The organism is uncultured Paraglaciecola sp. (assembly GCF_913058035.1).
GTDB lineage: Bacteria > Pseudomonadota > Gammaproteobacteria > Enterobacterales > Alteromonadaceae > Paraglaciecola.
In genome coordinates this window covers 1-13,523 of the sequence record NZ_CAJXPA010000128.1, presented here as the reverse complement: position 1 = coordinate 13,523, position 13,523 = coordinate 1, and the positions used below count along the sequence as shown (strand labels likewise).

12 protein-coding genes are annotated in these 13,523 nt (G+C 41.4%); 8 read left to right on the top strand and 4 right to left on the bottom strand.

What is annotated here, in order from left to right:
* Nucleotides 1-765: 765 nt before the first annotated feature.
* Nucleotides 766-1,257, bottom strand: coding sequence for a MarR family winged helix-turn-helix transcriptional regulator (locus tag QZ562_RS15240; RefSeq protein WP_293761832.1), 492 nt, complete (start codon nucleotides 1,255-1,257; stop codon nucleotides 766-768).
* Between the two features lie 127 nt (nucleotides 1,258-1,384).
* Here QZ562_RS15240 and hmgA point away from each other — a divergent pair, with 127 nt between their 5' ends.
* The 4 genes from hmgA to QZ562_RS15220 all read left to right on the top strand — a co-directional run bounded on the left by hmgA (nucleotide 1,385) and on the right by QZ562_RS15220 (nucleotide 5,764).
* A complete protein-coding gene (gene hmgA, locus QZ562_RS15235) occupies nucleotides 1,385-2,689 on the top strand; it encodes a homogentisate 1,2-dioxygenase (RefSeq protein ID WP_293761830.1) in 1,305 nt (434 codons plus the stop codon).
* A 38-nt stretch (nucleotides 2,690-2,727) separates the two neighbouring features.
* On the top strand, nucleotides 2,728-4,041 hold the full coding sequence (gene fahA, locus QZ562_RS15230) for a fumarylacetoacetase (protein ID WP_293761828.1): 1,314 nt from the start codon (nucleotides 2,728-2,730) through the stop codon (nucleotides 4,039-4,041).
* 9 nt (nucleotides 4,042-4,050) lie between these two features.
* Complete coding sequence (maiA, locus tag QZ562_RS15225; RefSeq protein ID WP_293761826.1) at nucleotides 4,051-4,698, top strand: maleylacetoacetate isomerase; 648 nt, start codon at nucleotides 4,051-4,053, stop codon at nucleotides 4,696-4,698.
* Nucleotides 4,699-4,765: 67 nt separating this feature from the next.
* The gene (locus QZ562_RS15220; protein ID WP_293761824.1) at nucleotides 4,766-5,764 is read left to right on the top strand and encodes an LLM class flavin-dependent oxidoreductase; all 999 of its coding nucleotides are present in this window, start codon (nucleotides 4,766-4,768) and stop codon (nucleotides 5,762-5,764) included.
* 666 nt (nucleotides 5,765-6,430) lie between these two features.
* Here QZ562_RS15220 and QZ562_RS15215 read toward each other — a convergent pair.
* Nucleotides 6,431-7,906, bottom strand: a complete 1,476-nt coding sequence (locus QZ562_RS15215; protein ID WP_293761822.1) for a PLP-dependent aminotransferase family protein — start codon at nucleotides 7,904-7,906, stop codon at nucleotides 6,431-6,433.
* Between the two features lie 95 nt (nucleotides 7,907-8,001).
* Here QZ562_RS15215 and QZ562_RS15210 point away from each other — a divergent pair, with 95 nt between their 5' ends.
* Both QZ562_RS15210 and QZ562_RS15205 read left to right on the top strand, forming a co-directional pair.
* Nucleotides 8,002-8,496, top strand: coding sequence for a GNAT family N-acetyltransferase (locus QZ562_RS15210; RefSeq protein WP_293761820.1), 495 nt, complete (start codon nucleotides 8,002-8,004; stop codon nucleotides 8,494-8,496).
* Between the two features lie 148 nt (nucleotides 8,497-8,644).
* Nucleotides 8,645-9,232, top strand: a complete 588-nt coding sequence (locus QZ562_RS15205) for an FMN-binding negative transcriptional regulator (protein ID WP_293761818.1) — start codon at nucleotides 8,645-8,647, stop codon at nucleotides 9,230-9,232.
* A gap of 641 nt (nucleotides 9,233-9,873) precedes the next feature.
* Here QZ562_RS15205 and QZ562_RS15200 read toward each other — a convergent pair.
* Both QZ562_RS15200 and fabR read right to left on the bottom strand, forming a co-directional pair.
* Nucleotides 9,874-10,131 carry a hypothetical protein gene (locus QZ562_RS15200; RefSeq protein WP_293761816.1) on the bottom strand — a complete coding sequence of 86 codons (258 nt, stop codon included), beginning with the start codon at nucleotides 10,129-10,131 and terminating at the stop codon, nucleotides 9,874-9,876.
* Between the two features lie 259 nt (nucleotides 10,132-10,390).
* Nucleotides 10,391-11,041: an HTH-type transcriptional repressor FabR gene (fabR, locus tag QZ562_RS15195; RefSeq protein WP_293761814.1), complete on the bottom strand. Its 651-nt coding sequence runs from the start codon at nucleotides 11,039-11,041 to the stop codon at nucleotides 10,391-10,393.
* A 167-nt stretch (nucleotides 11,042-11,208) separates the two neighbouring features.
* Between fabR and QZ562_RS15190 the strand changes: the two genes are divergently transcribed.
* Both QZ562_RS15190 and QZ562_RS15185 read left to right on the top strand, forming a co-directional pair.
* Nucleotides 11,209-12,291 carry an FAD-binding oxidoreductase gene (locus QZ562_RS15190; protein WP_293761812.1) on the top strand — a complete coding sequence of 361 codons (1,083 nt, stop codon included), beginning with the start codon at nucleotides 11,209-11,211 and terminating at the stop codon, nucleotides 12,289-12,291.
* A gap of 11 nt (nucleotides 12,292-12,302) precedes the next feature.
* Nucleotides 12,303-13,385 (top strand): acyl-CoA desaturase, encoded by a 1,083-nt coding sequence (locus QZ562_RS15185; RefSeq protein ID WP_293761810.1) that lies wholly within the window; start codon nucleotides 12,303-12,305, stop codon nucleotides 13,383-13,385.
* Nucleotides 13,386-13,523 lie beyond the last annotated feature (138 nt).

Genomic DNA, 13,523 nt, shown 5'->3' with positions numbered 1-13,523 from the left:
TAGCCAATGAGTGTTTTTAGGTAGTGATTTTTATGCTTGGTGGATGGTCAACGCCACCAGCATAGGCAGAGGGTTTGCATAAGCTACTTTTCTTGCTTTGTTAGGTACAGCGATATACTTGAGCTAATATCATTAAGAAAAACCCTAATTTCCAGCGGGGATTTTAAATGATAGATCGTCTTCAAATTTATAGATTCGAAGATCAGCCGTCGATAAGCCGGAGTTAGCGTATTGTGGCACGGCCAAAGAACCCGATAACTGTTCAGTGTACTTTTAAATATTGGACTATTTTCTGGCCACCCTTCAGGGTTCACAAATAAACCTTTCAATAACCGCTTGGTCACCCTCATAGCATGCGTTGGGAGCGGAAGATCAACATGAATTAGCGATCGGCATGAGAGATATTCATCATGCGGAACCTCTTCACCACCCGCGTGGTAATTTATTTTATCTACAGAATACAATGGAAGACTAGTGGCTTTGGACAACTGCTTTGCCAAAGTAGACTTGACCCGCCTGCGTTTCCAAAAATAGCTATCTTTTTCATTTTGCCTCCTTTTACCTTAGTTAAAGCCCAAAAATTTGATAATAAACATATAGCAGTTTTTCAAATATTTTGTCGCCAATGACTTTTTCTCGTTCGAAGCGGCTGTCAGATTAGGTCAAGCTTATCCCCAAAACTGTAGGTTCGACTCTAAGTTACGACAGTTGAACTTACTCTGGACACATCTTAGAACATCTCAATCTAAACACTTAGACCGCAATTTAATCTTCACCAATCAACAAAACTTGTTTATCTAACTTATCCAAAACCTTCATTAAATCTCTGTGTTCACTTGCTTCCAACACACCAATAAATTGCCTTTCCCATTGTAGCGCCTTGGGTGCAATATTTTGATACAGCGTCTTACCTTGACTCGTTAAAGATAGATAAGCCGCGCGGTTATCATTTTTGTCTGTTTGCCTTATTAAGCATGCTTTACTTTCTAAGGCTTTCACAGCCCGCGATACTTTAGACTTATCCATAGAAGTAAGGTCTCCAATATCCTTGGAATATAGTTTGTTTTGCTGCGCTAATTGCGCCAAGACACGCCATTCTGGAATAGTGATATCGAATTCTTGTTTATAAATTTTCGATAAAGCCAAACTTATATTTGTGGCCAAATGAACCATTCTGTAAGGAACAAATTGCTTGAGTTGCACTGAACCGATCTTTTCCTTACTTTTACTGTCATTATCTATGTCATTATTTTTCATATTTTCTTGGCAACCCGTTTCGTGTAAAGAATAAAATACAACACAACCGAATACATTAAAGGTTGATAATAACAGTAATATAGTTTCATATGAGACTATATTACTAATCTATGCAATGGGCGAACCAATGACCAAGACAAATGAAATTTGTTATTCCAACGGATTTAATAATGAACATGAATCTGAGGCGTTAAAAGGCGCATTGCCTATTGGCCAGTTTAATCCTCAAAAGTGTGCATATGGCTTATATGCTGAACAATTCAGTACTACAGCTTTCACGGCCCCAAGACATGAAAATCGCCGCACTTGGATGTATCGTATCCGGCCATCGATCAGCATGGGTGACTATTTACCTATTGATAAAGGTTTGCTTCGAACGGCACCTTTGATCGGCCCACCTTGTCCACCCAATGTTATGCGTTGGAGTGCACAACCCATTTCAGACACGCCTACTGACTTTATTGATGGACTCACCACTGTCGCCGCCAATGGTGATGCTAAAACCCAGATAGGCATAGGCATACACCTTTATTCTGCAAACAAGGGCATGGAAAATCGTTATTTTTGTAATGCAGATGGCGAATTTTTATTGGTACCTCAGCAAGGTGAATTTGTAGCTCGCACAGAGTTAGGGTTACTCAGTGTGAAACCCGGTGAAATAATGGTTATTCCTCGTGGCATAAAGTTTCAAATAGAACCTCTGAACGAACCTATTCGTGGCTATATTTGTGAAAACTACGGCACACCCTTTACCTTGCCAGAAAGAGGCCCAGTCGGTGCTAATGGATTTGCTAATCAACGTGACTTCCACTATCCAACAGCTTGGTTTGAAGACAAAGAACATGCCTGTTACTTAGTCACAAAGTTTTGTGGTGAAATGTATCAAGCGCAGCTAGGTCATAGTCCGTTAGATGTAGTGGCGTGGGTGGGTAATAGTGCACCCTACAAATACGATTTATCCCGATTTAATGTGATCAATACAGTGAGCTTTGATCATCCTGATCCTTCTATATTTACGGTGCTAACTTCTGCCTCAGATACCATAGGTACTGCCAACATGGATTTTGTTATTTTTCCACCACGTTGGATGGTGGCAGAAAATACCTTCAGACCCCCCTGGTATCACCGTAATGTGATGAGTGAATTTATGGGGTTAGTGCATGGCGTTTACGACGCAAAAGAAAAAGGCTTTGAACCAGGCGGTATGAGTTTGCATAATTGCATGACACCTCATGGACCAGAAGCGGAGGTATTTGAAAAGGCATCAAATACCCCACTTAACCCACAAAAATATGATAATACGTTGGCGTTTATGTTTGAGTCTCGTTATGTCATTGCACCTACAGAATTTGCATTACACTCAGCAACCAGACAAAAAAATTATCTGAGTTGTTGGGGAAATTTAGCAAAACATTTTGATGGAAAGGCTTAAGAACAGCTTCAAGCCAAAAATAATTAAGAGAGAAAAATATGTTAATGATTAATGAAACGCATGATGTCAATTTAACCAGTTGGGTTAGTTCTGCAAATAGTGATAGTGACTTTCCTATTCAAAACTTACCTTTTGCAATATGTAAACACACAGCACACAGTGAGGCTTTCAGAGGCTGCGTAGCGATTGGCGATCAAGTGCTTGATTTAGCAGCGTTGGCTAACGCCAATATTTTTTCTGGTAATGTTCAAGAAGCATTACAAGCAGCCAGTCAACCAACCTTAAACGCATTGATGGACTTAGGTGCACAAACTAATTCAGCTCTTAGGCTAGCTTTATCTAAAGCGTTGCGTAGTGATTCAGAATTGCAAACGGCATTAACACCTGCCCTGATCAGTCAACAAGATATAGAATTTGGTATGCCTTGTCATATTGGTGATTACACTGATTTTTACACTTCTATTCATCATGCTACCGCAATAGGTAAATTATTCCGCCCAGATAACCCTTTATTACCTAATTATAAATGGATACCTATTGGTTATCATGGACGTTCTTCGACTATAGGCATATCGGGCCAAAGTTTTCACCGGCCAGTAGGGCAAACCAAAGCACCAGATGCCACAGAGCCTAGTTTTGGCCCGTGTAAACGTTTGGATTACGAGTTAGAAATGGGCTTGTTTGTAGGTAAAAGCACCCAGATGGGCGAGCTCATCAATATAGAAAATGCCGAACAACACCTATTTGGTATCTGCATTTTTAATGACTGGTCTGCGCGAGATATTCAAGCCTGGGAATACCAACCATTAGGGCCGTTTTTAGCCAAAAGTTTTGCATCGACTATTTCACCGTGGATAGTCACTATGGAAGCCTTGGCGCCTTATCGCAGTAAATTTACTCGCCCAGAAACAGACCCCCAACCTTTGCCACACTTAAGCAGCGAACAAAATACGCAACATGGCGGCCTAGATATCGACTTAAGCTGTTTCATACAAACTCAAGCTATGCGTGAAAACAAACAACAGATGACACAACTATCTAAGTCCAACTTTAAATATTCTTATTGGACACCAGCGCAACTGATAACCCATCATGCGAGCAATGGTTGTGCAATGCGTTCTGGGGATTTATTAGGCTCAGGCACTCAGTCAGGGCCAACATTTGAAGAGGCAGGTTCGTTACTTGAATTAAGTAAAGGCGGCAAGTCACCTATCGACTTGCCAAATGGCGAAAAACGCACATTTTTAGAAGACGGTGACAGTATTATTATGCGCGCATCGTGCAGTAAAAAAGGTGCTGTCAGAATTGGTTTTGGAGAAGTAGTGGCAACCGTTTTACCCATTAACGTGTAGGACTTAACCATGAGATTATACAGTTACTATCGCTCATCTGCTGCTTACCGGGTCAGAATTGCTTTAAACCTCAAGCAGATTGAGCATAGTATCGAGCCGGTCAACCTGCTAAAAAAAGAACACAAAAGCCCTAACTATCTAGCTAAACAACCACAAGGACTGGTGCCTTGCTTGGAAACGGATAAAGGGCAACTTTTAGCTCAGTCAGGTGCTATTTTGAGTTATTTAGATAGTTTGTATCCTCACGCTAAGTTGTTACCGGCTGATCCCTTTCAGGCAGCAAAAATTCAAAGCGTTGTAGATATGATTGCTTGTGACATCCACCCTGTTTGCAATTTAAGGATACTCAATTATCTGACTGACATTCTAACAGTAGACAGTGAGCAAAAATTAGCTTGGTATCGACACTGGATAGTCATAGGGTTTGAAGCGCTGGAAACCCTTTTAAATAAAACCCAATACTGTTTTGGCGAACAGCCCACCCTCGCAGATGTGTATTTGATCCCACAGGTCTTCAATGCGCTGCGATTCGAGGTGGATATGGCGTCATTTCCAAAAATAATGAATGCCTACCAAAACTGCAATCAACTTGACGCCTTTATTGACGCCAAACCAGAAAATCAGGTGGACGCAATGCAACCTGCTCTAAAAACGTAAAAGAACAGCTCGCTTGTTGCACTTATGATAATGTTCGTTCAATTACGTTATATCTATCAGGTTAACTATGCCATTACCCTTTTCACTGCTTGACCTTGCTCCTATTGCTGAAGGTTCAAGCATTGCCGACGCCCTCGATAATTCCCGACAACTGGCAATACTGGCAGAACAGTCTGGCTACAATCGAGTCTGGTTAGCAGAACATCACGGTATGTTTGGCGTAGCGAGTTCTGCAACCGCTATAGTGCTGGGTCATATTGCTGCCGCCACATCTAAGATTAGAATTGGCTCAGGAGGCGTGATGTTACCAAACCATTCTCCGCTGGTGATTGCAGAACAATTTGGCACCCTGGCAACCTTGTTTCCAGACAGAGTAGACTTAGGACTAGGGCGTGCACCCGGTACAGATATGGCAACTGCTAGAGCGTTGCGGCGCAACCTCAGTTCTGATGCAGATAATTACCCTGGAGATATTCGTGAACTCCAACATTATTTAGCTAAACCGCAAACAGGGCAAAATATTGTTGCCGTTCCTGGGGCAAATACACACATCCCCATTTGGCTCTTAGGATCAAGCTTATACAGTGCCAAACTAGCGGGTCAGTTTGGACTGCCCTACTCTTTTGCTTCTCACTTTGCGCCAGATCAACTGTTCGACGCAATCAGCCTTTATCGGTCGAGCTTTCAAGCGTCAGAGCAATCGCAGCAGCCTTATATGATGGCGGGGCTGATGGCAGTGGTAGCCGATACTGACGAAGAAGCCCAATATCTATTTACGTCAGTACAACAACAATTTATGAACATGCGTAAAGGGGCGAATCGCGCTTTTGCCAGACCAATAGATGACATATCAACAATCTGTACTGCAGCAGACCAAGCCATGTTATCGAATATATTACGTTACGCCATGGTGGGGTCAAAACAAACAGTCACCGATAAGCTAAGCCAATTCATTGAAGCCACTAACGTAGACGAAATCATAGTGTCTAGTCCAATACATGATATGCAAGCGCGCTTAAAAAGTGTGCAGATGCTAGCAGAAACAGGCCTGATGCAAGCCTGCTAATCTTTAGACAGCTAGTTAATAAACAAAGTCTACAAAACTCGCCCAATGAATATCTGCTATTTCCGCAGATACAGAAGCACTGATTAATATCAATATTTCACATGCAATTCGTTCAGGCATACGATCTAATTCTCTTAGCTGCCATCATGGCGCCTAAAGAATTACCCACTATGCTGAGACGTTTAATCTTCAATTGCTCTAATAGTAGGAATAACATCTGGCATTGACTGGATACAGAGTAGTCATCACTTGGTTCGTAAGCAGTTTGACCATGATCTTTAAGATCAGGAATAAGTATGTGTTATTGTGAAGAAAACCTCTTGGCAGAACGGTTCCAAACGAATTTGTCAGCACTGAAACCGTGTAAAAGTGCCAGCATAGGCTCATCATTTCTGAAGTGCTTGGCATGGCTATGATGAAACACTTCAAGTCCGTTAATTAAGCAGATGGTTGCTTCTCAGTCTCACAAGCTTTACTTCTGCACGATTATCTGTATTAAAAAATAATTTACTGTGTGACGTTCGACGCGGCCTTGTTGACAAAACAATTATCAAACCCAAAAACAAGACTATCATAACTACAAATGCCTTAGATATTTCCTGATCATCTCTATGTTTCCCTACAACAATGCGCAGGCCTAGATACTTAATGTTTAATGTTTAATGTTTAATGTTTAATGTTTAAGCTATTGACTAACAAATCTATGCCTTTAGCAAACTTATTTTCATTCATTCCTGCAAATCCCAAACGTATAAAACCATCTCGGTCGTTATTCTTATTGAAGCAGAACTGCTTTTCGTGTTGGATATAGATACCCAGTGGTTGACACTTATTGGCTAACCACTCAGCGCTGGGGATACCTTGAATAATGTCCGTGCTATGTTTCAACTTCACCCAAAGAGCCATACCGCCATCAGGAATATCAAATTCAAAACAGGGATATTTTTTTAGAACCAAAACAGCATGGTCTCTGCGCTGCAGATTGACCCGAGTGGTGCGCCTTAAGTGCCTTTCAAAACCACCATTTTCCATCCACCTAGCTAATGCAGCTTGCATCAACACATTGCTTTTATGGCAAATCATTAATCGATATTCAGTTACGGCCTTTGCCATAGCTTTGCTGACAGCCATAATGCCAATTCTGGCACCTGGAAACATTATTTTTGAAAAGGTCGAAAGGTAGATAATCAGTCGCGCGGGATCGTCTGTTGCCATGGGCGCAAGAGGTTGACAACGGTAATGGAATTCATGATCGTAATCATCTTCAACTATGGGGATTTTGTGCTGCGCAGCAAGCTGATAAATAGCCATTCTTCGACTCACTGTTAACGTGACCGTCGTAGGGTATTGGTGCAACGGTGTAAGGTATATCAACCTAATGTTACCTTTTAGTATTTGTGCATCTAAGTCATTAGGGCACATCCCCTGTGCATCTTGTTTAACCCCCACCAACTCAGCACCAGTATTGCTAAACGCCGACATCGCAGGGGGATAACCCAGCTCTTCCACTGCCACTTTATCCCCTAACTGCAGTAGCAATTGTGACACAATAAACAGTGCCTCTTGTGAACCATTGGTGATCACAATTTCACGTTCGGTAATCGCTCTAGACTTACGCAGATAGGTCTTAACTTGGTCTATGAGTTCAGGTGTGCCAGCACTTTGCCCATAGCTCAATTGAGCCGGGTTAGGCCGAGACAGTACTTCAGACATACAACGCTTAAACTCATCAAAAGGAAACAAATTTATATCAGGTTGACCACCAGAAAAGTTGTACTCAAAACGATTGGCTGGATAAGAAGGTAATGCGCTACCCGAACGCACAAAGCGGTAGTCGATATGACTTCTAATACCTGCCACCCTAGACAATGCTTGGCGCTTGCTATTCTCGATTGGCAAATGAGACACCACTTTGTAGCCAACTCTTTGGATTGACTCAATCCAACCTTCAGCAACCAGCTCAGCTAAAGACTTCATCACCGTATGCCGGTTTAAGCCTAAATCTTCGCTTATGGATTTAACCGATGGCAACTTATCACCCGCAGCCAACTGGCCTTGCCTAATGGCACACCTAACCGTTTCTGCAAGCTGCAAATACTTGGCTTGGGAGCTGTTTATATTCTGCAATTTAAATACTTTCATTGGTCTATTTTAAATCTGACTTTTGGTTGATTTAATTAGACCAAAATACAGCAATAATAGCGAATCTAACAAATCAAAAGAAGAGAAGATAAATAATGACTCAAGAATCGATGATATTGGAAGACGAATATGTGGCACTTAAACCAATGCAACCTAGTCATATAAAAGACTTGTATCGCGCCGGAAAAGATCTGGCAATTTGGCAATGGACCACAGCTAACTATTGTCAAACCCTAGATATCACCAAACAGTGGGTTGAGTCTTGTATTGAAAAAGCCCGTTTAAATCTTCAGCAACCTTGTGTTATCGTGGATAAAACACAAAATGAAATTGTGGGTTCAACTAGCTACCTGAATATTTCTGTAGAGCACAAATCCATCGAAATTGGTTTTACCTTTTTAAATCCCAATGCTCAAAGAAGTTTCGTTAATCGCCGCTGTAAACTTTTATTGTTAACCCATGCATTTGAAACACTCAAGCTCAACAGAGTGGCGTTTCAAACCCATGAAAAAAATCAACGTTCAAGAACCGCCATTTTAGGTATAGGCGCAACCTTTGAAGGTATTCACCGTGATTGTCGTATTCAATAAAACGGCAGTATTCGTAGCAATGCCGTTTACAGCATCATCAAACCAGAATGGCCACAAACCCAGTCCAAATTGATAGCCAAAATAACTCAGCCATCAATCGAAAAGATATAGGAGTAGCCAGATTATTTATATTCCGAATAAATTCAAAATGACAGAGATAACCCATAAGCATCAGTTTATCGATGAGTTTGGTTTTGGAGTGGTGATATCTTCAGCAGACGGACTTTCGGGCACACATCTGCCCTTTGTTTTACATGCAGATGAAGGTGAACAAGGTGTGTTATATGCTCATTGTGCTAAAGCTAATCCTCATTGGAAAGACTTAGAAGGTCAGAATGTGTTGGTCATATTTACTGGACCACATGGTTATATCTCTCCTAGTTGGTACACCACTAAACCCGCAGTACCAACCTGGAACTATACGGCGGTGCATGCCTATGGCGTTGTCACTTTACTTGAGCCAGAAGCAACATTAAAAGCAGTAGATCAAGTCGTAGAAAAATATGAACCACAACTATTGGTTAAACGGGACATAGTCACCGACCAAATCAAACACAAAATGTTAGCAGGCATAGTAGGATTTAAAATCGCGTTAACAAAACTAGAAGGTCAATTAAAGTTGGGGCAAAACAAAAGTAAAGATGACCAAACTGGGGTTTTAAATGCGCTTAACAACTCAAATAATTTAAATGATTTAATACTTTCCAGCTACATGCAAAAAATGAATCTGGTTTGATCAACTTGAATTAGTTCGCAGATGACGTTTTACTTTACAGACTTTGATAATGCGATCCTAACAACAAACACGTTTTTATGAATCTTTGGGATCACAGCAATACATTGCGATGTTGTGGTAACTTGACAGATATGACCAGATTATAAGTTAAGCATTTGGATTTATTAGGTGGCTATGCACAGCGCTATTTCTTTCCTAAGAAACGATTGACTAAAAAACTACATCACAACGAATGTGAAGTACGTTGCTTAACCATAATTAAATGCTAATAAAGCACTATTTTTATTTCTGAATTATTTTCTCTTAACCATCGGGTTAGCACCAATAATAATCATCCGTACCATCGTTACTGTCTCTTGGGTTAAATCGCTGCGCTGTTCAATATTCATATTCGCGGCAGAGACGTCAAGGGTAGATACCAGTCGAGTTATTCCCTTAGCGACCAGGCGTGGTTAGTGAATTTCTTTACCACAAGCCTTTGCGATGCGCAGCAATTCATAGTAAGGATATTATTTTATACGTCGGAGTTAAACTCAATATTCAAAATCGTTTGAGAATATTTAACATAGGTATTTTTTGTAAAAACCTCTCTCCGATAGCTACGTTTGTTCAAAACAATGTCTCTGGGAATTAGTCATGATTTAGGCTGTGTTTAACATCTCTAAATCGTTACCGGTTAAATACGCACCAAATTCTTTTATTAGCATATTAATATAGTGACGAGGGACCTTGTCACATGACTTAAGTTTTTTTATGGAGGATAAGTGGCATCCCAGACGTTGAGCGAAGCAGCTAGTAGGGATGCCTCTGCTGGTAATGAAATTCAAAAAACGTTTACCGGTCATACATACTTCCTTCATGACGTAACGCATTACACGTAATGATGAGTTTTGTATCACAAAATGTCCTTTTATTTGGTATGCCATCACATACCATTAACCTTTCATAAACATCTAATTAACCTTTAAGAAGCATCTAATTAACCTTCTTAATATGATGGTCTATTATTTGCCCACTAATATTTAAAACATCCAAACCGACTTTTATCATGCTAAAAGCCACTTTTGACAACGTATATTTAATGGCCTTTGAAATATTTCTACAACCTCATTCAAAAAATATAAAACAAAATTATATCCTGTGAATTTTACTTCTGGATTATTGACGCTCGGCCATTCCGTTGGCGCCAATAATGATCATCCGCACCATTGTTACCGTCTCTTGGGTTAAAACGTTTCGCTGTTGTATATTCATGTTTGCAGCCGATGCTCCGAGGGTAAACACCAGTCGAGTTATGGCTTTTGCAACTAGACGCGGTTCATGAATTTTTTTACTGGTTGTTTTGGCGATACGCAACAGCTCATCATTTAACTCCTCTTCAAAGTAATTGAGCTCGCGATCCACTGCATTGCGAAAAGCATCAGAACCAATCGAAATTTCACGCAGCAATATTTTCAAATATTTTTGGTCGTCATCCAGTGCTTCCATAAATACTTCTACTGAACTGCGTACTCCGCCGCGATCGTTTTCAAGTCGCTTGCGCGCTTCGCGTATCGTACCTCGAAGACCCCGCCCTGCCCTGTCGATAATGGCTACCGCGAGTTCGTCAACGTCTCTAAAGTGTCGGTAAAAGCTATTCGGTGCGATGCCTGCTTCTCGGGCAATTTCTCTGAGGCTAAGACTCGACACGCTCCGATTGGCGTCCACTAGCCGCACTGCAGCGTCCATCAACTCTTGCTCTGATATGGCGGGTTTGCGTTTTGGTTTGTCCTGTTCTACGTCAGTATTTTTTTTTCTGATGAGGCGCATGATGTGTTTCATAAACTAAAAATAGTAAGTTAACGCATTGATATGACGTTGTAAACACGCATGTATATACACATGTAATGACAATCGTATATACAACTGTATTGACAAGTGTATATACACTTGTATATTATCTACGCTTATTCAAAGACATTCGAAGAGAAAGAGTCATGCAAGCTTTTAAAACATGGGGTGAAAATTTGATATCGCCTTTGATTAACCCAGCAAAATTTGATTTCTGGGCACAGCAATTGGGAACAACCCATGCTTGGGGCCGATGTTTTGCGAGAGTTATTTCAGTAGTGTCTCAAAGCCCAGATACCAAAACCCTGACATTAAAGGCGAATCGTAATTGGCAGGGATTTGTTGCGGGCCAGCATTGTAACGTCACAGCTTCGATTGCAGGACGAAATATTACTCGGAGCTATAGCATAAGCAGCGACCCGATTGATGGACGACACATTCAGATTACTATACGCCGCGAAGCAGGTGGTTTGATGAGCGAGCATTTATGTAACGATATTGAGGCAGGTGACCGTTTAGAATTGGGTCGTCCTTTCGGTGATATGCTGTTGCCAACACCTATGCCAGAACATTTGCTGCTTTTGGCTGCTGGCAGTGGTATTACGCCTATGATAAGTCAAATTCGCACATTAGCTAGGAATGGCATGCCATCTGCCGTCACGCTGATGTACTGGGAAAAAACCAATACCGATTTTAATTTTGCGCATGAGTTACGGTCAATTGCTCTTAACCACCCTAATTTTGAGGTGCACCTGATCACCACACGAGAGCAAAACGAAGAATCTGTATCGGGTAGGATCAGTCATGAATTATTATCAAAGATGCCAAATATAAGCCACGTTGATCAAGCTTTTGCCTGTGGCTCGAGTGGCTTTGTTGAGGCAGCGGCTAGCATTTGTAAGCACCGAAAACTTCCACTTCTCAGCGAAGCCTTCACGCCATCGCAGGCTCAAACTTCTAATACTGAGATTACGCAACACGATGTATATTTACGCCGCAGTAAAATTCATCTGCGCCTTAGCAATCAATTACCATTACTCGAACAATTAGAAAGTGCCGGCGTTTCAGTACCATTTGGGTGTCGCCAAGGGATCTGTAATACCTGCACTTGCACTCGTATTTCGGGTGCAACTGTAGATGATTTTAGTGGTGGCGTTGACAATGAGCCCTCGCAAATTATTAAACTGTGCGTCAGTCGTGCTGCCGCAAATATTGAACTAGATTTATAGGAGTATTTGACATGAACAATTCAAAAAGTCGCGCAATGAGCGCAAATGAACTGGCTCAGTTTGGTGCTGAGCTTGAAGCTATAAAACAAGAACAGCTGGCTGATGTAGGGGAAGTTGATGCGCGTTATATCCGCCGCATTGTCGCCGCCGTTCGTTATACCGAAGTCATTGGGCGAGGTTTTTTGTTTTTAAGTTTCTTTCCCCCGTTTTGGCTGTTGGGTGTTTTAATACTGGCGTTGTCAAAAATATTAGAAAATATGGAACTTGGGCATAACGTGATGCATGGGCAGTATGATTTTATGAACGAACCCTCGCTCAAAGGCAGTACCTATGAATGGGATATTGCAGGCACTTCTGATAATTGGCGTGAAAGTCATAACTACAAGCATCATACTTACACAAACATTAAAGGTATGGACGATGATGTGGGTTATGGCATGTTACGTTTGTTTCCGGAACAGCGTTGGTCGCCCATGGCATTATTTCAAACTTTTTATGCGACTTTGCTAGCATTGTTGTTTCAATGGGGCATTGCCGTCCAAGAATTGCAGCTAGGTAAAGTAGTCAAGGGCCGTAAGACATGGGCCGAATTACGTGCTGAATTAAAGCCTGTGATGCGTAAAATCAACCGTCAATTGATTAAAGACTATCTTGTCTTTCCATTGTTAGCAGGCCCAATGTTTTTAAGTGTGCTAGCGGGAAATTTTGTGGCCAACATACTGCGTAATTTATGGACCTTTATGATTATTTTCTGCGGTCATTTTACCACCGATGCCGAAGTATTTCATAAGTCAGTGCTCGATAACGAGTTACCAGGGCATTGGTATCTGCGCCAGCTGCGTGGATCGTCTAATTTAAAGGGCGGTAAACTGTTTCATATTCTTTCAGGTAACCTTAGTCATCAGATTGAACATCACCTGTTTCCAACCGTGCCAGCAAGACGTTACGCCGTAATGAGTGTCAAAGTGCAAAAGGTCTGTGAAAAGTTTGGTCAAAACTACAACAACGACTACCTTTACAAGCAATTTGGACAAGTTGTATGGCGCATCATTCGCCACTCATTCCCATCATCGCCAAAGTCACTAGGCGTGTGAGGTTAACTCGGTGCTAATGACCAAGACCGAGGTCATTAGCACCGAGTTAAGTAAGAGTGATTGCTTCTAAATATGACCGTTTCAAGCAAGGTTTATTTAAGTGGGGTTATAACATCACTCAGTCGCTCTTAGATCCTT